Here is a 22,907-nt window from a genome sequence, read left to right as displayed (position 1 = left end):
CCCGCGTCAATCGGCCCTGGCGCCGCCGCCACCCGGCGCATCGGCGGTGTCCCTCCCGAAGCGCCGGCAGTGGTTCTTGCCGTCCTGCTTGGCTTCGTACATCGCATGGTCGGCCTGCCGCAGCAGCAGGTCGGGCGTGTCGCCGTCGATCGGGTAGAAGCTCAGGCCCATGCTGGCCGAGACGAAGCCCTGGCCCTTGGGCAGGGGCACGGGCTGGCGCACGGCCTGCAGGATGCGGTCAATGAGGGGCGTGCAGTCCTCTGGGGTCTGCAGTCCGTTGATGAGCACGACCATCTCGTCGCCGCCCAGCCGGGCGAGGGTGTCCTCCGCGCGCAGCTGGGCCTGGATGCGCCGGCCGACTTCGATGAGGAGCTGGTCGCCGGCGGCGTGGCCGTGCTGGTCGTTGACGCGCTTGAATCCGTCCAGGTCGAGATAGCACACGGCCAGCAGCTGGTGCCTGCGCTGCGCCTGCGCGATGCCCTGCACGAGGCGGTCCGCCAGCAGGCGCCGGTTGGGCAGTCCCGTGAGGCTGTCGTAGAGCGCGATGTGCTGCAGTTCCTGCTCGTGCGCCTTGATCTGGCTGATGTCGGTGATGACCACGATGTAGTGGTGCGGATAGCCTTCCTTGCCCAGCACGCTGGCGATGGAGATGCGCTGCGGCATGGCGATGCCCAGGCCGCGCCCCAGGATCTCGCCCTGCCAGTATCCCTGCGACTGGATGGTGCGCCAGATCGCCGCGAAGCGGGGCCGGTCGAGGGCGCGGTCTTCAGCGGCGCCGTCCTCCGGGGGGTCTTCCGAACCGGGGTAGAGCTGCTCGACCGGGGTGCCGAGCAGGTCCTGCCGGCAGATGCCGGTCATGCGCTCGAACGCAGGGTTGGCATCCACGATGTGGTGGTCCGAGTCGAGGATCAGCACGGCCTCGTAGCTGTGCTCGAACACGCTGGCGGCGATGCTCAGGCGCATTTCGGCCTCCTTCACGCCACGCAGGTCGATCAGGAAGCCGACGAACAGGGGGCCGTCCGGCGCGTTGGCGCGGCCGATGGACAGGCGCAGCGGCAGGGCGCTGCCATCGCGGTGCAGGCCCACCACTTCCCGGCCGGTGCCGATGATGCGGGCCTCGCCGGTGGCCAGGTAGCGCTGGAGGTAGCCGTCGTGGGCTTCGCTGTCGGGCGAGGGCATCAGCATGCGGATGTTGCGGCCCAGCACGTCGCCGGCGGTCCAGCCGAAGATGCGCTCGGCCGACTGGTTGAAGCTCTGGATGATGCCGCGCCCGTCGATGGTGATGATGCCGTCCACGGCCGTGTCCACCAGCGCGCGCAGGCGCGATTCGCTGCGCCGCGCCTGGCGGTAGAGATCGCGGTAGAGGATGAATCCGTTCACCGCGCCGGCGAACAGACCCACGCAGGCGGTCACCAGGGTCACGGTGATCGCCATCATCTGCACCCACTCGCGTCCCCCGCCGCCGCCCGGCTCGGCCGTGCCGACGAAGCGGGCCGCGGCCATGGCGGTGTAGTGCATGCCCGAAATCGCGCAGCCCATGATGGCGCCGCCGAGCAGGTTGGCCTTCCATGGCGCCATGCCGAGGCGGCGCTTGAGCATGAAGCGCACCCACAGTGCCGCGTTGGCCAGCGCCACGGCCACCACCAGCGAGGCGGCGAACCACAGCGGGTCGTACCGCAGCAGAGGGGCCATGCGCATGGCCGCCATGCCCATGTAGTGCATGGCGCCGATGCCGGCGCCCACGAGCACGCCGCCCAGCACGAGCTGGCGCGGCCGCACTTCGGGGCGTGCCAGCAGCGACAGCGCCAGCCAGGAGGCGCACATTCCGGGAAACATCGACAACATCGTGAGCGCCACGTCGTAATGCACCGCGGCGCACAGCGTGAATGACAGCATCCCGATGAAATGCATGGCCCAGATGCCCGCGCCGAGCGCCACGCCGGCACTGGTGAGGGCGAGCACGCGCGACAACGTGATCTGGGCGCCGCGGGTCTGGCCGGAGAGGTAGAGCGCGAGGGTGGAGGACAGCACCGCGACAGCGACCGAGAGGGCGACGAGCGCGGGATCGTGGCTGCCGGTGAGCAGGGCGCCCGCGGGCAGCCCGTCGGCCCCGTCCAGAAGAAAGAAACGCTCCAGTTCCAGCATGCGCAATGCTCCTCCCAGGTGTCGATGATGGCCGCAGACCTTCTTGGGCGGTGCTGCTTTTTTTCGCTCTCTGGCCCCAATGATGCGGTGAGCGTCGCCCCGCGACAAGTCGCCCTCGCAATATCCCGTGCCGCAGCATGCATGCGACGTGGCAAGGTCCGTGTCAGCCGCCGGGCCTGGGGGACGGGCGTGGGATGGGTCGGGGGGCGAAGGGACTGGTCAGGCCGCGGCCTGCAGTCCCTGGCTGAAATGGTCCAGCATCGCGGCCGCGGCGCGTTCCCCGTTCCGGGCCTGCAGGGCGCCCAGGATGTCCGCGTGCTCGCGCAGCGACTCTTCGATGCGGCCCTGGCGCAGCAGGGAGTTGTGGCGGTTGAGTTTCATGACCTTGCGCAGGTCGGCGACCATCTGGTTGCGCCAGCGGTTGTCCGCCAGCTCGAGCAGCCGCATGTGGAACCGCTCGTTCACGCCGAAGAAGCGGTCCCGGTCGTCCACGCAGGCGGCCAGCTCGGCGTGCAGTGCCTCCAGTTCGCGCAGCTGCGCATCGGTGGCGCTTTGAGCGACCACGCGGGCGGCGTCGCTCTCCAGCAGGGCCAGCAGGTGATAGACGTCGCGCAGGTCCTTGTCCGACACTTCGGTCACATAGGCCCCCCGGCGCACTTTCATCGTCACCAGCCCCTCGGCCGCGAGCACCTTCAGCGCTTCGCGAAGCGGGGTGCGGCTGATGCCGAATTCCTCGGCGATCTTCAGCTCGTCGATCCAGCTGCCGGGCTGCAGCTCGCGCCGGAAGATGCGCTGGCGCAATTGCTCCGCCACCTCTTCGTAGAGGGCGCGCGGGGTGAGCGAGGCGGTGGACATGGCGCGGAATGGTACGTCAAAAAAATGATGAATTAATAATTACGGAATCGGCTAGACTAGCCCTTGCTTCCCGCGCACGCCAGGAGACAAGCCGGCGCGGAACCTCCGATCGACCAGCAAAACCCCGACGCGAGCCATCCATGAGCAGCAGCCAGACGCCCCCGCCCGAATTCCAGCCCGCCGATCTCGCCGCCTGGGCGAAGGCGGCGGCCAAGTCCGCACCGGGCGGCGATGTCTCCGCGCTGAACTGGGTCACGCCGGACGGGATCACCGTCAAGCCGCTCTACACGGCGGAGGACGTGGCGGGCCTGCCGCACGCCAATACCCTGCCGGGCTTCGAACCCTACGTGCGCGGTCCCCAGGCCACCATGTATGCGGTGCGGCCCTGGACGATCCGGCAATACGCGGGCTTTTCCACGGCGGAGGAGTCGAACGCTTTCTACCGCAAGGCGCTGGCGGCAGGCGGGCAGGGCGTCTCGGTGGCGTTCGACCTCGCCACCCACCGCGGCTACGACAGCGACCATCCGCGCGTGACCGGCGACGTGGGCAAGGCGGGCGTGGCCATCGACAGCGTGGAGGACATGAAGATCCTCTTCGACGGCATTCCGCTCGACAAGGTGAGCGTTTCCATGACGATGAACGGCGCCGTGCTGCCCGTGCTGGCCGGCTACGTGGTCGCCGCGGAAGAGCAGGGCGTGCGGCAGGACCAGCTCTCCGGGACCATCCAGAACGACATCCTCAAGGAGTTCATGGTCCGCAACACGTACATCTACCCGCCCAAGCCTTCGATGCGCATCATCGGCGACATCATCGGCTACACGGCGCGGAACATGCCGAAGTTCAACTCCATCTCCATCAGCGGCTACCACATGCAGGAGGCGGGCGCCAACCAGGCGCTGGAGCTGGCATTCACGCTGGCCGACGGCAAGGAGTACGTGAAGACTGCGATCGCCTCGGGGCTGGACGTGGACGAGTTCGCGGGGCGCCTGTCGTTCTTCTGGGCGATCGGCATGAACTTCTACCTGGAGGTGGCCAAGATGCGCGCCGCGCGCCTGCTGTGGTGCCGCATCATGAAGGGCACGGGCGCGAAGAACCCCAAGAGCCTGATGCTGCGCACGCACTGCCAGACTTCCGGCTGGTCGCTCACCGAGCAGGACCCCTACAACAACGTGGTGCGCACCACCATCGAGGCCATGGCGGCCGTGTTCGGCGGAACGCAGAGCCTGCACACCAACAGTTTCGACGAGGCCATCGCGCTGCCCACCGAGTTCTCGGCCCGCATCGCGCGCAACACGCAGCTCATCATCCAGGAAGAGACGCACATCACCAACGTGATCGATCCCTGGGCCGGCAGCTACATGATGGAAAAGCTCACCCAGGACATGGCCGACGCCGCCTGGAAGATCATCGAGGAGGTCGAGGCCATGGGCGGCATGACCGCCGCGGTGGATTCGGGCTGGGCCAAGCTCAAGATCGAGGCGGCCGCTGCGGAGAAGCAGGCGCGCATCGATTCCGGCAAGGACGTGATCGTGGGCGTGAACAAGTACCGCCTGGCCAAGGAAGACCCGGTGGACATCCTGCAGATCGACAACATGAAAGTGCGCGACGGCCAGATCGCGCGGCTCGAACGCATCCGCGCCACGCGCGACGGTGCCGCCGTGCAGCAGGCGCTGGACGCCCTGACCGCGGCCGCGGAATCGGGCACCGGCAACCTGCTGGAGCTGTCCATCCAGGCGATCCGCCTGCGCGCCACGGTGGGCGAGGTGAGCGATGCGCTGGAGAAGGTGTTCGGGCGCCACCGTGCCGACACGCAGAAGGTGACCGGTGTCTATGCCGCCGCCTACGATTCGGCCGAGGGCTGGGAAAAGCTCAAGGGCGAGATCGACGCCTTCGCGGAAATCGAGGGCCGCCGCCCGCGCGTGATGATCGCCAAGTTGGGCCAGGACGGCCACGACCGCGGCGCCAAGGTGGTGGCCACGGCCTTCGCCGACCTGGGGTTCGACGTGGACATGGGGCCGCTCTTCCAGACGCCCGAGGAATGCGCTCGCCAGGCCATCGAGAACGACGTGCACGCCGTGGGCGTCTCCACGCTCGCGGCCGGCCACAAGACGCTGGTGCCCGCCATCATCCAGGCGCTCAAGGACCAGGGCGCCGACGACATCATCGTGTTCGTGGGCGGCGTGATCCCGCAGCAGGACTACGACTTCCTCTACGACTCGGGCGTGAAGGGCATCTACGGCCCGGGCACGCCGATCCCGGCGAGCGCGAAAGACGTGCTGGAGCAGATCCGCAAGGCCGTGGCCGCCTGAGGATGCGCGCGCCCGCGATGCCTGTCGCCTCGTCGTCTTCACCACCACCGGGACTCTCCGGCCTGGGCTGGGAGGCCGTCTCCGAAAGGGACTTCGCCGCCATGGCCGAGCTGCGGGCCGAGGCCCTGCGCGAGAGCCTGGAGCGCCTGGGCCGCTTCGATCCGGTGCGCGTGCGGGAACGGCTGCGCGATGCCTTCGTGCCTGAAGGCATGCGCCACATCGTGCGGGACGGCGAGCGCATCGGCTACCTCACGCTGCTGCCGCGCGCGGCCGACGGCACGCTGCGGTTGCACCATCTCTATCTGCGCCCGGGCGCGCAGAACGCGGGCGCCGGCAGCTGGGCCATGGCCTGGGTGCAGGCACAGGCCCGTGCGCGCGGCTGCGACGTGACGCTGTGCGCGCTCAAGGGCAGCGACGCCAACCGCTTCTACCTGCGCCACGGCTTCCGGCAGGTGGCCGAGGAGCCTTTCGACCTGGAGTACCGCTGGAGCCCGTCGTGGGACGGCACGGCGCCGGGAGCGCGGCCATGAATGCGCCCCCCCATCCCCTCCTGGCCGGCATCACCGGCGCGGCCGGCCCCGTGCAGCGCCGTGCCATCGCCAAGGCCATCACGCTGCTCGAATCCACGCGCGCCGACCACCGCGCGCAGGGCGACGCACTGCTCACCGCGCTGCTGCCGCACACCGGCAAGGCCTTCCGCCTGGGCCTGAGCGGCGTGCCCGGCGTGGGCAAGTCCACCTTCATCGAGGCGCTGGGCCTGCACCTGATCGCGCAGGGCCACCGCGTGGCGGTGCTGACCATCGACCCGTCCTCCAGCGTGTCGGGCGGCTCCATCCTGGGGGACAAGACACGCATGGAGCGCCTGTCGGTGCACGAGCAGGCCTACATCCGCCCGAGCCCGTCCAGCGGCACGCTGGGCGGCGTGGCGGAGAAGACGCGCGAGGCCATGTTGGTCTGCGAGGCGGCCGGCTACGACATCGTGATCGTGGAGACGGTGGGCGTGGGCCAGAGCGAGACCGCCGTGGCGGGCATGACGGACATGTTCGTGCTGATGCAGCTGCCCAATGCCGGCGACGACCTGCAGGCCATCAAGAAGGGCGTGATGGAGATCGCGGACCTGGTGGCGATCAACAAGGCCGACATCGATGCCCATGCCGCCACGCGCGCAGAGGCGCAGATCACCTCCAGCCTGCGGCTGTTCGGCCAGCACGGCCACCCCGGGCATGCGCGGCACGACACGGCGCTGTGGCATCCGCGCGTGCTGCAGATCAGCGCGCTGCAGGGCCGCGGCGTGGACGCCTTCTGGGCGGCGGTGGAGGACTACCGGCGCGTGCAGTCGGCCAACGGGCATCTCGCGGCGCGGCGCCGGCAGCAGGCGCAGGCCTGGATGTGGGAGCGCATCGATGCCGGCCTGAAGCAGGCGTTTCGCATGCAGCCGCAGGTGCAGGCGATGCTGCCGGGCCTGCGCGAGGACGTGCTCGCCGGGCGCATCGCGGCATCGACGGCGGCCCGCAGCCTGCTGCAGGCGGGCGGCTTCGCGCCCCCCTGACCAGCCACGCGCCGGCAGCGGGCGCCACACGGACATCGCACAGACAACCTCACGGATCGTTGGAAGGAAGACCATGCAAGACATCCTGGAACAGCTGGAGAAAAAGCGCGAGCAGGCCCGCCAGGGCGGCGGCGCGAAGCGCATCGAGGCGCAGCACAAGAAGGGCAAGCTCACCGCGCGCGAGCGCATCGAGCTGCTGCTGGACGACGGCACCTTCGAGGAATGGGACATGTTCGTCGAGCACCGCTGCACCGACTTCGGCATGCAGGACCAGAAAATCCCCGGCGACGGGGTGGTGACGGGCTACGGCATGATCAACGGCCGCCTCGTCTTCGTCTTCAGCCAGGACTTCACCGTGTTCGGCGGCGCGCTGTCGGAGGCGCATGCCGAGAAGATCTGCAAGATCATGGACCAGGCCATGAAGGTCGGCGCCCCGGTGATCGGCCTGAACGATTCGGGCGGCGCGCGCATCCAGGAAGGCGTGGCGTCCCTGGGCGGCTATGCGGACGTGTTCCAGAAGAACGTGATGGCCTCGGGCGTGATCCCGCAGATCAGCATGGTGATGGGCCCCTGCGCGGGCGGCGCCGTCTATTCGCCCGCCATGACGGACTTCATCTTCATGGTGAAGGATTCGAGCTACATGTTCGTCACCGGGCCCGAGGTGGTGAAGACCGTGACGCACGAAGAGGTCACGGCGGAGGAACTGGGCGGCGCCGTCACCCACACCACGCGCAGCGGCGTGGCCGACATGGCTTTCGAGAACGACGTGGAGGCGCTCATGATGCTGCGGCGCCTGTACAACTACCTGCCGCTCAACAACCGCGAGAAGCCCCCGGTGCGCAGGAGCACCGACCCGGCCGACCGCAAGGACCTGGGCCTGGACACCCTGGTGCCCGAGAACCCCAACAAGCCCTACGACATGAAGGAGCTGATCGCCAAGACGGTGGACGACGGCGACTTTTTCGAACTGCAGCCCGACTATGCGCGCAACATCGTCGTGGGCTTCGGCCGCATGGACGGCCAGGTGGTGGGCATCGTGGCGAACCAGCCGCTGGTGCTGGCGGGCTGCCTCGACATCAAGTCCAGCATCAAGGCCGCGCGCTTCGTGCGCTTCTGCGATGCCTTCAACATCCCCATCGTGACCTACGTGGACGTGCCCGGCTTCATGCCCGGCACCAGCCAGGAATACGGCGGCATCATCAAGCACGGCGCCAAGCTGCTGTACGCGTATGCCGAGGCCACCGTGCCCAAGATCACCGTGATCACGCGCAAGGCCTATGGCGGTGCCTACGACGTGATGGCCTCCAAGCACCTGCGCGGCGACGTGAACCTGGCCTGGCCCAACGCGGAGATCGCCGTGATGGGCGCCAAGGGCGCCGTGGAGATCATCTTCCGCGAGGACAAGAACGACCCCGCCAAGCTGGCCGCGCGCGAGGCCGAGTACAAGGCCCGCTTCGCCAACCCCTTCGTGGCGGGCAGCCGGGGCTTCATCGACGACGTGATCTTGCCGCACGAGACGCGAAAGCGCATCTGCCGCAGCCTGGTGATGCTGCAGAACAAGAAGATCGAAAACCCGTGGCGCAAGCACGGCAACATTCCGCTGTGAGCCGCCGCACCGCGAAGCCATGCACGGCCGCTCGGACGAACCCCTCGGGAGCACGATGAAGACTGTCTGGATCGTCGATGGTGCCTACCTCTTCAACTACGGCAAGAGCAGGCCCTTCGACTACCTCAAGCTGAAGAACGAGATCACCCGTCTGAACGGCGGGCCGATCCGCGAGAGCTACTACCTGAACTCCGTGAGCGACCCTGCCACGGATGCGCAGAACGCGTTCCATTCGTGGATCAAGACCGCGCCTCCCCATGGGCCGAAGTTCCGGGTGCAGCTCTACAAGCTGAAGAAGATGCACATGAACTGCGCGGCATGCGGCCACTCGTCCGACCGGTGGGTCCAGAAGGGTGTGGACGTGGGCATCGCCACGCTGATCATCAAGCTGGCCGCGCAGAACGTGTACGACCGTCTGATCCTTTCCGCGGGAGACGGCGATTTCGAGGATGCGATCTCCTACGTGAAGTCCGAACTGCACAAGGAAGTGTGGGTGTCGGGCTCCGCGACCAGCCTGTCGCCCGATCTGCAGTCGTATTCGGACAACGTGCTCTGGATGGAAGACATGAGCCCGGCCATCGACCGCACCGCCTGAACGCCTGACCTGCACGTCCACAACGCCCGCCCACAACCCCATTTTCGACGCACCATGTTCACCAAAATCCTCATTGCCAACCGCGGCGAGATCGCCTGCCGCGTCATCGCCACCGCCCGCCGCATGGGCATCGCCACGGTGGCCGTGTATTCCGATGCCGACAAGGACGCCCGCCATGTGCGGCTGGCCGACGAGGCCGTGCACATCGGCGCTGCGCCTTCGCGCGAGTCCTACCTGCTGGCGGACCGCATCATCGCGGCCGCGAAGCAGACGGGCGCGCAGGCGATCCACCCGGGCTATGGCTTCCTGTCGGAGAACGAGGCCTTCGCGCAGCGCTGCGAGGACGAAGGCATCGCCTTCATCGGCCCGAAGGCGCATTCGATCGCGGCGATGGGCGACAAGATCGCGTCCAAGAAGCTCGCCAACGAGGCGAAGGTCAACACCATCCCGGGCTGGAACGACGCCATCGAGTCGGCCGAACGCGCGGTGGAGATCGCGCGCGACATCGGCTACCCGGTGATGATCAAGGCCTCGGCCGGCGGCGGCGGCAAGGGCCTGCGCGTGGCCTACAACGACAAGGAGGCGCTCGAAGGCTTCACCGCCTGCCAGAACGAGGCCCGCAACAGCTTCGGCGACGACCGCATCTTCATCGAGAAGTTCGTGCAGCAGCCGCGCCACATCGAGATCCAGGTGCTGGGCGACGCGCACGGCAACGTGATCTACCTGAACGAGCGCGAATGCTCGATCCAGCGCCGCCACCAGAAGGTGATCGAGGAGGCGCCATCGCCCTTCATCAGCGATGCGACGCGCAAGGCCATGGGCGAGCAGGCCGTGGCGCTGGCGAAGGCCGTGAAGTACCAGAGCGCCGGCACGGTGGAGTTCGTGGTCGGCAAGGACCAGGACTTCTACTTCCTGGAAATGAACACCCGCCTGCAGGTGGAGCATCCGGTGACGGAGTGCATCACGGGGCTGGACCTGGTGGAACTGATGATCCGCGTGGCGGCCGGCGAGGCGCTGCCCCTGGCGCAGGAGGACGTGAAGCGCGACGGCTGGGCCATCGAATGCCGCATCAATGCCGAAGACCCGTTCCGCAACTTCCTGCCCTCCACCGGGCGGCTGGTGCGCTTCCAGCCGCCGCTGGAGAGCATGTTCCAGGCCGATACCGAGAAGAAGCTGGGCGTGCGCGTGGACACGGGCGTCTATGAAGGCGGCGAGATCCCGATGTTCTACGACTCGATGATCGCCAAGCTCATCGTGCACGGCACGGACCGGGAGGACGCGATCCACAAGATGCGCGCGGCGCTCAACGGCTTCGTGATCCGCGGCATCAGCAGCAACATCCCGTTCCAGGCGGCGCTGCTGGCGCATCCGAAGTTCGTGTCCGGGCAGTTCAACACGGGCTTCATCGCGGAGCACTACGGCCAGGGCTTCCATGCCGAGGACGTGCCGCACGACGATCCGCTCTTCCTGGTGGCGCTGGCCGCCTACATGCACCGCCGCTACCGCGCGCGCGCCAGCGGCATCAGCGGCCAGCTGTCGGGGCACGAGGTGAAGGTGGGCGAGCAGTTCGTGGTGGTGGTGCTGGGGGCCGGGGGCGAGCACGTGCACCACGAGGTGTCGGTGACCGACTTCCAGGATCCGTCCGGCGGCAGCAGCGTGCGCGTGGGCGGCAAGGACTACCAGATCGGCAGCGCCGCCACGCTGGGCCAGATCCGCGTGCAGGGCCAGTGCAACGGCGTGGGCTTCACCGCCCAGGTGGAGCGGGGCGCGGGGAAGAACCCGCTGTCGCTGCGCATCGCGCACAACGGCACCCAGATCGAGGCCATGGTGCTGTCGCCGCTCGGCGCGCGGCTGCACCGGCTCATGCCCTACAAGGCGCCGCCGGACCTGTCGCGCTTCCTGCTCTCGCCCATGCCCGGCCTGCTGGTGGACGTGGCGGTGCAGGAGGGCCAGAAAGTGCAGGCGGGCGAGAAGCTGGCGGTGATCGAGGCCATGAAGATGGAGAACATCCTGTTCGCTGCGCAGGATGGCGTGGTCGGCAAGGTGGTGGCCACCCGGGGCGCTTCGCTCGCCGTGGACGACGTCATCCTCGAGTTCCAGTGAGGACGGCGACGTCCGCCGCCGCGGGGGCGCGATGGCGCCTGCCCGGGGCGCGCCTGCCGCTGGCGCTGGCCGGCGCGGTGCTGCTCGCCGATGGCCTGTGGCTCATGGCGCTGCGCCAGTTCAACCTGGGCGTGGCGCTGCCGGCGGTCTGCGGCGGCGCGCTGCTGGTGCTGGCGCTGCGCTGGGAGCAGGCGGCCCGCTGGCGCCGCGGGCACCGGGGCCGCACGCTGGCGTGGCGCATGGCCTGGTGCGCGGTCGGCCTGTGGATGGTGTCGGTGGCGTGGTTCTGGGCCTGGCTGCGCGGCTACGGCGTGCCGCCGGCCGAGGTGCCACCCGTGCAGGCGATCGTGGTGCTGGGCGCCGGCACGCTGGACGGGCAGCCGCGGCCCACGCTGGCCGCCCGCCTGGACACGGCCGCCGAGCTGGCGCGCCGGCAGCCGCAGGCGCTCGTCGCCGTGTGCGGCGGCATCGACCTGGGCGAGACCGAGAGCGAGGCCGCGATCATGGCCCGCTACCTGCGCGAGCGCCACGGCATCGCGCCGGGCCGGATCGTTCAGGAGCGCGAGAGCACCAGCACGGAGCTGAACATCGCGCTCAGCCGTCCGCTGCTGCAGGCGCGCGGGGTGGACGCGACAGCGCCCACGGCCGTCGTCACGAGCGACTTCCACCTCATGCGTGCCACGCGCATCGCGCGCCGCCAGGGGCTCGCCGTCGTGGTGCCGGTCGGTGCCCCGACGCCGATCACCACGCGCTACAACGCCTGGCTGCGCGAATACTTCGCCATGCTCAGCAGCTGGGCGCTGCGCGAGATCTGAACCCACCACGGCCCCTCCCGGGCCGGTTTTTTCCAGGAGCCCCTCATGACTTCCGATACGCGCCCCTTCAAGGTTCTCGGCATCCAGCAGATCGCCATCGGCGGCACCGACAAGCAGCGGCTGAAGACGCTGTGGGTGGACATGCTGGGCCTGCAGCAGACCGGTACGTTTCGCAGCGAGCGCGAGAACGTGGACGAGGACATCCTCTCGATGGGGCAGGGCGCCCATGCCGTGGAGGTGGACCTGATGCAGCCGCTCGACATCGAGCGCAAGCCCGCCGTGCACGCCACGCCGCTGAACCACGTGGGCCTGTGGATCGACGACCTGCCGCGCGCCGTGGAATGGCTCGCGGCGCGGGGCGTGCGCTTCGCGCCGGGCGGCATCCGCAAGGGGGCCGCGGGCCACGACATCACGTTCCTGCACCCCCGGGGCAACGAGGAGTTTCCCATCGCGGGCGAAGGCGTGCTGATCGAACTGGTGCAGGCGCCGCCGGACGTGATCGCCGCGCTGGGCTGACGGACCGCGCCCGTGCCGCCGTGCCGGGCGGCGGTTGCCGGCGCTGCGTGGCGGACGTGGTGGCGGGTCAGTTCCCGGGCCGGCCGCGCGGTGGCCGCACGTAGGCACCACTGGTATGCAGGTGCTGCTCCGCATGGCCGATGGCCCGTGCCGCCGCGCCGCCCGCGCGGCTGGCGAGCAATTCCACCAGGGCCTCGGCCAGCGCCAGGCCCGCGGCCACCGAGGGGAAGAACGAGGGGCTGTGGATGCTGAAGAGCAGCGTCTGCTGCGCCAGCAGCGAGAGCGGAGAGGCGAGGCTGTCGGTCAGTGCCACGATGCGCGCGCCCGCGTCGCGCGCGGCCTCCGCCACCTGCAGCGCCTCGTGGGAATAGGGCGAGAAGCTCGCCACCACCAGCACGTCGCCCTTGCCCACGGCGCGTTGCTGCATTTCCAGCGTGCCGCCCTGGCCGTCGAGCAGGTGCACGTCCGGGCGGAACAGGCGGTACTGGTACACCAGGCCGAAGGCGATGGGGTAGCTCGCCCGGAAGCCGGCCACGTGCACGGCCTTCGCCTTCTCGATCAGCGCGCAGGCCTTGTCCAGCCGCGCGCCGCTCTGGGCCTGGGTGGCCTCCAGGTTGCGGCGCTGCACCCCGAACATTTCCTCCGTCAGCCCGCCGGACTCACCGGCCCGGGCCACGAGGTGCTGCGCCCGCGCGCCGTAGGCGTCGCCCCCCAGGCCCAGGTCGGCCGCGAAGGCGGCCTTGAGGGCCGGCCAGCCGTCGAATCCCACCTGCTGCGCGAAGCGCACCAGCGTGGGCGGCGTGGCGCCGGACTGCACGCCGACGTGGCGCATGGACGAGGTCACCACCTCGGCCGGATGGTCGAGCAGGTAGCGCGCGATGTCCTGCAGCGCGGGGCTGAGTTCGGGGTAGCGCTGGCGGATGTGTTCCTGGATGGAGGGGGGCATGGACGGATGCTTGGGGCAGGCAGGCGGGGCGGATGCGGCGACTGTACCGAAACGGCAGGTGCTCCACATGTTCTGAAAATCATTTTTGACGAAACGAATGTTCCAAATCACAATGCATGGAACATTTGATCCACAAACATTGCAGATGACACACGTATTCCACCGGCATCTCCACCAGACGCCACCCGTCGCCGTTGCCGCCCAGGGCATGACCATCGTGGATGCCGGGGGCCGCCGCTACCTCGATGCATCGGGCGGCGCGGCCGTCTCCTCGCTGGGCCACGGGCATCCGGACGTGATCGCCGCCATGCATGCGCAGATCGACCGGCTCGCCTATGCCCATACCAGCTTCTTCACCACGGCGGTGGCGGAGGAACTGGCGGACGTGCTGGTGGCCGGGGCACCCGCCGGCATGGAACACGTGTACCTGGTCAGTGGTGGATCGGAAGCCGTGGAGGCGGCGCTCAAGATGGCGCGCCAGTACTTCGTGGAGATCGGGCAGCCGCAGCGCACGCATTTCATCGCGCGGCGCCAGAGCTACCACGGCAACACGCTGGGCGCGCTGGCCGTGGGCGGCAATGCCTGGCGGCGGGAGCCTTTCGCGCCGCTGCTGGCGCCCGCCACCCACGTGTCGGCCTGCTACCCCTACCGCGAGCAGGGCGCGCAGGAAACGCCCGAGCAGTATGGCCAGCGCCTGGCGGACGAGCTGGAGGCGGCCATCCTCGCGCAGGGGGCGGACCGCGTGATCGCCTTCGTGGCCGAGACGGTCGGCGGTGCCACGGCCGGCGTGCTCACGCCCGTGCCCGGCTACCTGCGCGCGGTGCGTGCGGTGTGCGACCGCCACGGCGTGCTGCTGATCCTGGACGAGGTCATGTGCGGCATGGGACGCACCGGCACGCTTTATGCCTGCGAGCAGGAGGGCGTGGTGCCCGACCTCGTCACCGTGGCCAAGGGCCTGGGCGGTGGCTACCAGCCGGTGGGGGCGGTGCTGGCGCAAAAGCGCATCGTCGAGGCGATGGCGGCAGGGAGCGGCTACTTCCAGCACGGCCATACCTACCTGGGCCATCCGGTGGCCTGCGCGGCGGCGCTGGCCGTGCAGCGCGTGATCCAGCGCGACGGCCTGCTCGCCAAGGTGCGGGACGACGGCGTGTTCTTCGGGGAGGCGCTGCGGCAGGCGCTCGGCGGCCATGCCCGCGTGGGCGACATCCGCGGGCGCGGCTTTTTCTGGGGCGTCGAGCTGGTGCAGGACCGTGGCGGCAAGACGCCGTTCGATCCGGCGCGCAAGGTGCATGCCCGCACCAAGAAGGAGGCGATGGCCCGCGGGCTGCTGTGCTACCCCATGGGCGGCACGGTGGACGGGCGCGTGGGCGACCACGTGCTGCTGGCGCCGCCCTTCATCGCCTCGCGCGCGGAACTGCAGGACATCGCGGGCCGCCTGGCCGACGCGGTGGACGCCGCCACCGCCGCCTGATTGCCCACCGTTTCCATCGTTCCCGCAAGGAGTCCTCCCATGTCCCGTTCCCGTCGCGCCATGCTGGCGCTCGCCGCCGCATGCGCGCTCGCCACCCAGGCCCCTGCGCAGGAGGCTGCCTCCACCCTCCGAAAGATCAAGGACACCGGCGCCATCACGCTGGGCCACCGCGAGTCGTCCTTCGGCTTTTCGTACAACGCCGGCACGGGCACGCCCGTGGGCTACAGCATCGACATCTGCATGAAGATCGTGGATGCGATCAAGGCCGAACTCCAGCTGCCGAAGCTGGAGATCCGCTACCAGCTCGTCACCTCGCAGAACCGCATTCCCCTGGTGGCGGGCGGCACCGTCGATATCGAGTGCGGCTCCACCACCAACCTGGTGGAGCGCCAGAAGCTCGTGGCGTTTTCGCCGGACATCTTCCGCTACAACGTGCGCATGCTGGTGCGCGCCGATTCGGGCATCCGCAGCGTCGCGGACCTGCAGGGCAAGACGGTGGTGGCCACCAGCGGCACCACGTCGCTGCGGCTGCTGCGCGAAGCCGACAAGGGCCGCAACCTCGACATCCAGCAGATGGCCGGCAAGGACCATGCCGACTCCTTCCTGCTGATAGAGAGCGGGCGCGCCCAGGCCTTCGTGCTGGACGACATCCTGCTGGCGGGCCTGGTCGCCACGGCGCGCAACCCCAAGGACTTCCTCATCACCGGCGAGCCGTTGCGCACGGAGAACCAGTCCCTCATGTTCCGCAAGGACGACCCGGCCTTCAAGGCCCTGGTGGACCGCGTGGTGACGGGCATGATGCAATCGGGCGAGATGGAGCGGCTCTACCGGAAGTGGTTCATGTCGCCCATTCCGCCGCGCGGCGTGAACATCGGCTATCCGCTCAATGCCGAGACCCGGGACGCCTTCGCCCACCCCTCCGACAAAGGACTCTGAGTTCCCCATGCCCCGCATCGCCCTGATCCACGCCCTGGCCCATTCGGTGGCCCCCATCAACGGCGCCTTCGAGCGCGACTGGCCGCAGGCCGTGCGCATGAACCTGCTGGACGACAGCCTTTCTGCCGATCTCGCGGCCGGGGGCGGAGGGCTCGACGGCGCCATGCATGAACGGTTCGCGCGGCTGGCGCGGTACGCGGTGGACACGGGCGCAGAGGGCATCCTGTTCACCTGCTCGGCTTTCGGCCCATGCATCGACGCGGTGGCACGCACGCATGCACCCATGCCCGTGCTGCGGCCCAACGAGGCCATGATCGACGAGGCCATGCAGGGCCATGGGCCGCTGGGGCTGATCGCCACCTTCGCGCCCACGCTGCGCTCCATGCCGGCGGAGTTCCCGCCCGGCACCGTGCTGGAGATGGCACTGGCCGAGGGCGCGCTCGGCGCGCTGAATGCCGGGGACGGCCCGGCGCACGACGCACTCATTGCCCGCCAGGCCCGTGCGCTGGCCGGGCGGGGATGCACCCGCATCGCGCTGGCCCAGTTCAGCATGGCCCGCGCACGCGATGCCTGCGCGCAGGCCAGCGGCCTGCCGGTGCTGACGACGGTGGACAGCGCCGTGCGCAGGCTCCGCGGCCTGCTGGGGGCTTGAACGCGGCGCCGATGCGGTGCCTGTCGGGTGCCAATTGCGGCGATTTCCGGCACCTGCCGGCCGCCCCGGGCGGAAGGTTGGCAGCAGATGGCAGCGTGATCGATGCCGATGGCAATGGCACAGGGCGGCGGTTTTCCAACTCCCTTCAAAGAGCAGCCTTCTGGCTGCATCCTGCCGCCAACGTCCTGTGAAAATGCCGCCCGTTGTTCCACCCGCGGGCAGCACGGGTTTTTGGCGGCAAAGGCTTGGCATGCGGCCCGGTTCTCTTCCAGAATTCGCCGCAACGCCAACGTGTACCTTGTGTCCGTACCCACTGCCATGACCGCCACTCTTTCCGACACCCGTCCCGAAACCCCCGCCATTCCCGTCCAACTGCACCGCCCCGCACGCGCCCCCGCCGCAGCGGCCGGCACGTGGAGCGTCCAGGCCGTGCAGGAACTGCTGGACCTGCCGTTCATGGACCTGCTCTGGCGCGCGCAATCCGTGCACCGCGAGCACTGGCCCGCGGGCGACGTGGAACTGGCCACGCTCCTGTCGGTGAAGACCGGCGGCTGCCCCGAGAACTGCGGCTATTGCCCGCAGTCCGCCGAGTTCGACACGGGCGTGAAGGCGCAGAAGCTCATGAGCGTGGAGGAGGTCACCACCGCCGCCCGCGCCGCCCGCGACGCCGGGGCCACGCGCTTTTGCATGGGCGCCGCCTGGCGCGCCCCCAAGGACCGCGACATCGAGAAGGTGGGCGAACTGATCTCCGCCGTGAAGGGGCTGGGAATGCAGACCTGCGCCACCCTGGGCATGCTGGAGCCGCACCAGGCCCAGGCGCTCAAGGGCGCGGGGCTGGACTACTACAACCACAACCTGGATACCGCCCCCGAGTACTACACCGACGTGGTGAGCACCCGGGCCTACCAGGACCGGCTCGACACCCTGCGCCATGTGCGCGAGGCCGGCATCAGCGTCTGCTGCGGCGGCATCATCGGCATGGGGGAGGCGCCGGTGCACCGCGCGGGCCTGATCGCCCAGCTCGCCAACCTGGACCCGTACCCGGAATCCGTGCCCATCAACAGCCTGGTGCGCGTGCCCGGCACGCCGCTGGCCGACAGCGATCCGGTCGATCCGCTCGATTTCGTGCGGGTGATCGCGGTGGCGCGCATCACCATGCCGCGTGCGCGCGTGCGCCTCTCGGCGGGCCGCCAGCAGATGGGCGATGCCGTGCAGGCGCTGTGCTTCCTGGCCGGGGCCAATTCGATCTTCTACGGCGACAAGCTGCTGGTGACCGGCAACCCGGACGTGGACGCCGACGTGCAGCTGCTCGCCAAGCTGGGGATGAAGGGCCGGCAGGTGGCCTCCACCGAGCCCCACGACCTGCACCACCACGCCGCCTGAGGGCGGGCAGGAGGGCGATCACCGCCCCCCGCGTGGCGCCTCGTACCCGAGCATCTTCATGGCCTGCGTGATGGAGACCGCCGCCTTGTCGTAGCCGTCCCACGGCGCGTTGCCTTCGCGCAGCCGGTCTTCCACCGTGGCCACCGTCCATTCGGTGCTGCTGGAGAGCGCGCCCAGTTCATCCCAGCGCAGGGGCACGGAAATGCCGAGCCCCGGCCGTGCCCGCGCCGACCAGGCACTCACGGTGGTGGCGCCGAAGCCGTTGCGCAGGTAATCCACGAAGATTTTTCCCACGCGGTTGCGCGGCCCGCTCTTGGCCACGAACAGCTGCGGGATCGTGCGCGCCATGTGCTGCACCACCGCCTGGGAAAAGCCCTTCACCGTGTCCCAGCCGTGCAGGCGCTTGACGGGCACGACCACATGCAGCCCCTTGCCACCGCTGGTCTTGAGAAAGCCCGGCAGGCCCAGTTCCGTCAGCATCACGCGCATCAGCGTGGCGGCCTCCTGCACCTTGTCCCAGGGCACGCCTTCGCCGGGGTCGAGGTCGAAGGCCATCCGGTCGGGCCGGTCGATGCGGTCGCTGCGGGCGTTCCAGCTGTGGAACTCGATGGTGTTCATCTGGGCCCAGGCCGGCAGGCCTTCCGGCCCCGCGATTTCGGCCAGGGGCGGGTGGCCGGGATCCAGCGCCGGGTCCAGCGTGCGCACGCCGTCCACCGAGCCGTGCTCGGGGTGCTTCTGGAAGAAGAGTTCCCCGCCCACGCCTTCCGGGGCCCGCACGACCGAGACGGGGCGCTGGCGCAGATGCTCCACCATCAGCGGCGCGACCAGCGCGTAGTAGCGCACCAGGTCCAGCTTGGTGGTCCCGCTCGCGGCATCGATCACCCGGTCGCCGTGGGTCACGCGCAGCGAGGAGGGCGGGGCGGCAGGGGACGGGGCGGATGCGGTTCGGCGGGAGGTCATGGTGGAGCGGACCCTGGAGGGCGTGGTCTCGGTGGGGGCACGGCGCGGGGAGGCAGGCGGGGCGGAGGGCGGGGCCTCCACCGCGGCGGCCGGCGTGGTTGTTTCGCGCACGATCTCGCGCGCGGGCTTGTCCTCGCGCAGGCCGCGGAAGACCGCCTGGCGGACATGGCGCGTCTGCGTCCAGCCCGCGAAGGCCACCTCCGCGAGCAGCTGCGGCTTGACCCAGTGCGCCTTGCGGCCCACCTGCGTGCCTTCGGCGAAGGGGCTGCGGTCTGCGGCGAGTGAGCGCAGCAGCCCGAGCAGCGTCGTCAAGGTGCGTTCGCTGAAGCCGGAGCCCACGTTGCCCGCATAGTGCAGTTGCCCGTCGTCCCCGTGCACCCCCAGCAGCAGCGAGCCGAGGCCGGTGCGCGTGCCCTGCGGGTCGGTATAGCCGCCGATCACGAACTCCTGCCGCTGCCCGCACTTGAGCTTGATCCAGTCGGCCGACCGGCCGGACACGTAGGCCGACGACACGCGCTTGCCGATCACGCCCTCGAAGCCGAGCCGGCAGGCAGAAGCGATCAGCTCGCCGGGCGACGCCTTGAACGCGTCGCTGAAGCGCACCGTATCACTGCCGGCCTCGGCCACGAGCGTGCGCAACGCCTGCCTGCGCTCTGCCAGCGGCAGGCCCTGCAGGTCGTGGCCGTTGAGGAAGGGCAGGTCGAAGACATAGAAGATCAGGCCACTGCGGTCCACCGCGCCGTCATCCGCGGGGCCCGCCGCGTTGCGTCCGGGCCGGCGCCCGCTCTCGAAGGCGTTCTGCAGCGCCTGGAAGTCGGGAATGCCGTGCCGGTCGGGCACCACGATTTCGCCGTCGATCCAGCCGGATTCCACCGGCAGGGCGCGCACGGCGCGCGCCAGGCCGGGCATGCGGTGGGTCCAGTCGTTGCCGTTGCGGGTGATGAGGCGCACCTCGCCGCCCTCGATCCGCGCGAGGATGCGGTAGCCGTCGAACTTGAGCTCGAACGTCCAGTCCGCCAGGTCGGTGGGCGGGCCGTCCACCAGCGTAGCCAGTTGCGGCGCCAGCGCCGCGGGCAGGGCCGCCTTCTTCGGGCGCGGGGGCGTGCCGGCCCGGACAGCCCGGCCTGCGGCCGGCTCCAGTGCCGGCGGGGAGGCCGCCGCCTTGGCGCGGGCGGCCGTCCCGCGGGCGGGGGATGAGCCGGCAGGGGCAGGGGCTTGCCTGCCCTGCGCGGGCGCGGGTTCAGGCAGGTCGGGCAGCGACTTCACGCTGTCCGGCAGCGCGTCCACCACGCTGTACTCGACGGCGTCGCGTTCCAGCCCGTCGCGTTCCTTGATGAGCAGCCACGGCGGCTGGCGCTCGTTGCCCCGGCCGTGCATGCGCACCAGCGTCCACCGGCCCTGGAGCTTGTGGCCGTGCAGTTCGAACTTGAGCTTGCCGGCGCTCCACGCGCGGGCCGGGTCCTCCAGCGGCACCCAGTAGCCCTTGTCCCAGATGATGACGCGGCCCGCGCCGTACTGCCGCGCGGGGATCTGGCCCTCGAAGCGGTTGTAGGCGACCGGATGGTCTTCCACCTGCACGGCCATGCGCTTGTCCCTGGGATCGAAGCTCGGCCCCTTGGGCACGGCCCAGCTCTTCATGGTGCCGTCGATTTCCAGCCGGAAGTCATAGTGCAGGCGGCTGGCCCAGTGCTTCTGCACCACGAAGCGCAGCGCGCCCCGGGGCAGCGTGTCGCCCGGCTCCGCGCCGGGCTCGGGGGTGTTGCGGAAGTCCCGCTTGCGGGCGTAGTCTGCGAGGGCGTCCGGTGGCGCCTTTTTCTGCGCTTTCTGCGGCGCTTCCTGCGCAGTGCCGGAGGTCCTGGAGCGTCGTGCCATGGCGTGCGGACTCAGGCGGCCTTGCGGCCTGCAGGAGCGCTTTTCGCGGAGGACTTGGCGGCCGCGCGCTTTGCGGGGGCCTTGGCCTTGCCCTTCGCGCCGCCGTCGGATGCGGCGCGTGCCTTGGCAGGCTTGGCCGGCAGGTGCCGCACGCTCGAGGTTTTCCGTCCCCTGGCACCACCTTCCGCTTCATCCTCGCCGCCCTCTCCCTTGTCGTCCGCAGCGGCGGGAGCCTTGCGCCGCCCGCCTTCGAGGCTGCGGCGCAGCAGGGCGGTGAGGTCCACCACGTCCGCGCCGCCAGCGTCCGACGGTGCCTCCAGCGGCTCGACCTCGGCGATGTCGCCGGCCTGGGCCCGCGCTTCCACGAGCTTCATGATCTCTTCGGAGAACGAGTTGCGGAACTGGTCCGCATCCCAGGCCTGCGTCATGTCGTCGATCAACTGCCGTGCCATGCGCATCTCGGCATCCTTGAGCCCGACGGCCTTGCCTCCGGCAGGAGGCAGGTTCAGTTCCTGGAACGAGCGTATCTCGCCGCCCCACCGCAACAGGTTGAGCACCAGCGCCCGTCCGCAGGGGATGAGCACCGCCAGGTGCTGCTTCGTCTGGATCACCACCTTGCCCACGCCCACGCGGTGGCTCGCCTTGAGCGCCTCGCGCAGCAGGGCATAGACCTTCTCGCCGCGCGGCAGCGGCGCCGTGTAGTAGGGCCGCTCCAGATAGACGAACGGGATCTCGTCGGCATCCAGAAACGCCTCGATCTCGATGGTCTGGGTGGTCTTCGGGTAGGCCTGCGCGATCTCCTCGGGCGTGAGCACCACGTAGCGGCCGTCTTCGTACTCCACGCCCTTGACGATGTTCTCCGCCGTGATTTCCTTGCCGGTCTTCTTGTTGATGCGCTTGTAGCCGACCGGATCCATGCTGCGCTTGTCGAGCCAGTCGAAATCGATGCCACTGTCCTGTGTCGCCGAATACAGGCCCACGGGCACGTGGACCAGGCCGAAGCTGATCGCGCCCTTCCAGAGTGCACGGGTGGACGTGGGGGCCTGCCCGCCAGACGCCTTGTCGGCCTTGTCGGCCTTGGCGGCCCGCGAGGACGCGGCGGGAGCGGAGGCGCTGCGGGAGGGGGAGGTGCGGGTTGTCTTCTCGGCCATTGCGGACTCTCCTGGGCGACGCGGCGGCGACATGCCGGCGCACGCGGTGCGGACGACGTTAGCCCTGCCGCGGCACGCAGGCTGTAGGACGCGCACCGGCCGCGGCGCCGGTGGCGGCAGGCGATCGCACGCCATGTGCAACACCGCGGCCAGCCGGGCTGGCGGTGTGGGCTCGCCGATCAGCTCTCGCCGCTGTCCTGCGGCGCGCTGGCCCCGGTGCCGGTCGCGGGGCTGGGCGGCGCGGAGGCCACCGCGTGGTGATCGCTCTGCAGCGTGGGCACGAAACCGAGCTGGCCCTTCATGCGCCGGAACGGCGTGGAGAACTTCTCCAGCGTGATGGCCGTGACCTTGTCGAAGAAGGCGGTGTTGGAGCCGGTCGTGGAATACACCGACTCCTTCTGGTTCCAGCGCACGCGCCAGTGCGTGCGCGATTTCTGGATGCCCACGCGGATGTGCTCGTCCAGACAGTGCGCGTCCGCGCGGAAGAACAGCGTCAGGCCGAAATAGAAGAAGCCGTCATCGCCCACCTGCAGTCGCGGCCAAAGGGAGGTGCGCTCGTCGCCGATGCGTTCCAGCCGCTCGTCCAGCGCGTGGAACTCCACGTCGCCGGAGCGTGCGCCCAGGTGGGCGATGAACTCCACGCGCAGGCGCTGCGCCAGGACGACGCATTCGTCCTTGTATTGCTCGAAATCCTTGCACCAGGCGATGGCCTTCGCCTGCAGGTCCTGGAAGTTGGTGGTCATGGGAGGGGTCCTTTCCGGCGGGAAGCGCGGAGCCGCCATGCGGCGGCCGGCTCTTCGCGGACCCCGCTCGGCGGCTCGGGGGCCCGGATGTTTGCGGCCCGTCCATCGTCCACACGCGCGGCAGCATGGCGTGTGGGTGCGAAGTCGTGTTGGTCTGTAGGAAAAGGACTACGCCACTCGCCGTCAAGTGCCCGTTTGATTCACGCTACGTGCCGCAAGCGTGCGCGTAGGAATTACGCTCTTTTTGTATAATTTTCAAATAATTTGTAACTTTTTGGAGGGGTTCCGAGTGTCGAGATA

The 22,907-nt window shown here is 69.5% G+C and carries 18 protein-coding genes; 12 read left to right on the top strand and 6 right to left on the bottom strand.

All coding sequences use genetic code 11. The annotated features are described in order from the left end of the window. Positions 1–6 precede the first annotated feature (6 nt). On the bottom strand, positions 7–2,145 hold the full coding sequence (locus ACGHC0_RS14420; protein ID WP_415265938.1) for a bifunctional diguanylate cyclase/phosphodiesterase: 2,139 nt from the start codon (positions 2,143–2,145) through the stop codon (positions 7–9). 219 nt (positions 2,146–2,364) lie between these two features. Next, the gene (locus ACGHC0_RS14415; RefSeq protein ID WP_368351633.1) at positions 2,365–3,000 is read right to left on the bottom strand and encodes a GntR family transcriptional regulator; all 636 of its coding nucleotides are present in this window, start codon (positions 2,998–3,000) and stop codon (positions 2,365–2,367) included. Between the two features lie 140 nt (positions 3,001–3,140). On the opposite strand from ACGHC0_RS14415, the gene scpA reads away from it, so the two are divergent. From scpA to ACGHC0_RS14375, 8 genes are all read left to right on the top strand, one after another. Continuing rightward, positions 3,141–5,309, top strand: coding sequence for a methylmalonyl-CoA mutase (gene scpA / locus ACGHC0_RS14410; RefSeq protein WP_368351632.1), 2,169 nt, complete (start codon positions 3,141–3,143; stop codon positions 5,307–5,309). Between the two features lie 101 nt (positions 5,310–5,410). Continuing rightward, positions 5,411–5,839: a GNAT family N-acetyltransferase gene (locus ACGHC0_RS14405; protein ID WP_415268420.1), complete on the top strand. Its 429-nt coding sequence runs from the start codon at positions 5,411–5,413 to the stop codon at positions 5,837–5,839. After that, a complete protein-coding gene (gene meaB, locus ACGHC0_RS14400; RefSeq protein ID WP_415265937.1) occupies positions 5,836–6,858 on the top strand; it encodes a methylmalonyl Co-A mutase-associated GTPase MeaB in 1,023 nt (340 codons plus the stop codon). Before ACGHC0_RS14405 ends, meaB begins: the two co-directional genes overlap by 4 nt. Positions 6,859–6,931: 73 nt before the next feature. Then, positions 6,932–8,464: an acyl-CoA carboxylase subunit beta gene (locus ACGHC0_RS14395; protein ID WP_415265936.1), complete on the top strand. Its 1,533-nt coding sequence runs from the start codon at positions 6,932–6,934 to the stop codon at positions 8,462–8,464. Positions 8,465–8,519: 55 nt separating this feature from the next. Next, positions 8,520–9,059, top strand: coding sequence for an NYN domain-containing protein (locus ACGHC0_RS14390; RefSeq protein WP_368351630.1), 540 nt, complete (start codon positions 8,520–8,522; stop codon positions 9,057–9,059). Between the two features lie 54 nt (positions 9,060–9,113). Further along, entirely contained in the window at positions 9,114–11,162 is a 2,049-nt protein-coding gene (gene accC / locus ACGHC0_RS14385) for an acetyl-CoA carboxylase biotin carboxylase subunit (RefSeq protein WP_415265935.1), read from the top strand. Further along, entirely contained in the window at positions 11,159–11,977 is an 819-nt protein-coding gene (locus ACGHC0_RS14380) for a YdcF family protein (protein ID WP_415265934.1), read from the top strand. Before accC ends, ACGHC0_RS14380 begins: the two co-directional genes overlap by 4 nt. A gap of 45 nt (positions 11,978–12,022) precedes the next feature. Then, entirely contained in the window at positions 12,023–12,493 is a 471-nt protein-coding gene (locus tag ACGHC0_RS14375; protein WP_375576021.1) for a VOC family protein, read from the top strand. Between the two features lie 67 nt (positions 12,494–12,560). On the opposite strand, the gene ACGHC0_RS14370 is transcribed toward ACGHC0_RS14375, so the two are convergent. Next, positions 12,561–13,439, bottom strand: coding sequence for a MurR/RpiR family transcriptional regulator (locus ACGHC0_RS14370; protein WP_368351626.1), 879 nt, complete (start codon positions 13,437–13,439; stop codon positions 12,561–12,563). A gap of 145 nt (positions 13,440–13,584) precedes the next feature. Here ACGHC0_RS14370 and ACGHC0_RS14365 point away from each other — a divergent pair, with 145 nt between their 5' ends. The 4 genes from ACGHC0_RS14365 to bioB all read left to right on the top strand — a co-directional run bounded on the left by ACGHC0_RS14365 (position 13,585) and on the right by bioB (position 17,881). Continuing rightward, positions 13,585–14,910, top strand: coding sequence for an aspartate aminotransferase family protein (locus ACGHC0_RS14365; RefSeq protein WP_415265933.1), 1,326 nt, complete (start codon positions 13,585–13,587; stop codon positions 14,908–14,910). 39 nt (positions 14,911–14,949) lie between these two features. Further along, complete coding sequence (locus ACGHC0_RS14360; protein WP_415265932.1) at positions 14,950–15,846, top strand: amino acid ABC transporter substrate-binding protein; 897 nt, start codon at positions 14,950–14,952, stop codon at positions 15,844–15,846. A 7-nt stretch (positions 15,847–15,853) separates the two neighbouring features. Next, a complete protein-coding gene (locus tag ACGHC0_RS14355; protein WP_415265931.1) occupies positions 15,854–16,498 on the top strand; it encodes an aspartate/glutamate racemase family protein in 645 nt (214 codons plus the stop codon). A 318-nt stretch (positions 16,499–16,816) separates the two neighbouring features. Then, on the top strand, positions 16,817–17,881 hold the full coding sequence (gene bioB / locus ACGHC0_RS14350) for a biotin synthase BioB (RefSeq protein ID WP_368351622.1): 1,065 nt from the start codon (positions 16,817–16,819) through the stop codon (positions 17,879–17,881). A gap of 18 nt (positions 17,882–17,899) precedes the next feature. On the opposite strand, the gene ligD is transcribed toward bioB, so the two are convergent. The 3 genes from ligD to ACGHC0_RS14335 all read right to left on the bottom strand — a co-directional run bounded on the left by ligD (position 17,900) and on the right by ACGHC0_RS14335 (position 22,607). Further along, complete coding sequence (gene ligD / locus ACGHC0_RS14345) at positions 17,900–20,713, bottom strand: DNA ligase D (protein WP_368351621.1); 2,814 nt, start codon at positions 20,711–20,713, stop codon at positions 17,900–17,902. Positions 20,714–20,724: 11 nt separating this feature from the next. Continuing rightward, positions 20,725–21,864: a Ku protein gene (locus ACGHC0_RS14340; protein WP_368351620.1), complete on the bottom strand. Its 1,140-nt coding sequence runs from the start codon at positions 21,862–21,864 to the stop codon at positions 20,725–20,727. A 179-nt stretch (positions 21,865–22,043) separates the two neighbouring features. Further along, positions 22,044–22,607 carry a hypothetical protein gene (locus ACGHC0_RS14335; protein ID WP_415265930.1) on the bottom strand — a complete coding sequence of 188 codons (564 nt, stop codon included), beginning with the start codon at positions 22,605–22,607 and terminating at the stop codon, positions 22,044–22,046. Positions 22,608–22,907: the final 300 nt, after the last annotated feature.

Source organism: Acidovorax sacchari, assembly GCF_042847045.1.
In the GTDB taxonomy this organism is placed as follows: domain Bacteria; phylum Pseudomonadota; class Gammaproteobacteria; order Burkholderiales; family Burkholderiaceae_C; genus Paracidovorax; species Paracidovorax sacchari.
The sequence above is the reverse complement of the archived record's forward strand: the minus strand, read 5'-3'. Positions and strand labels throughout refer to the sequence as shown.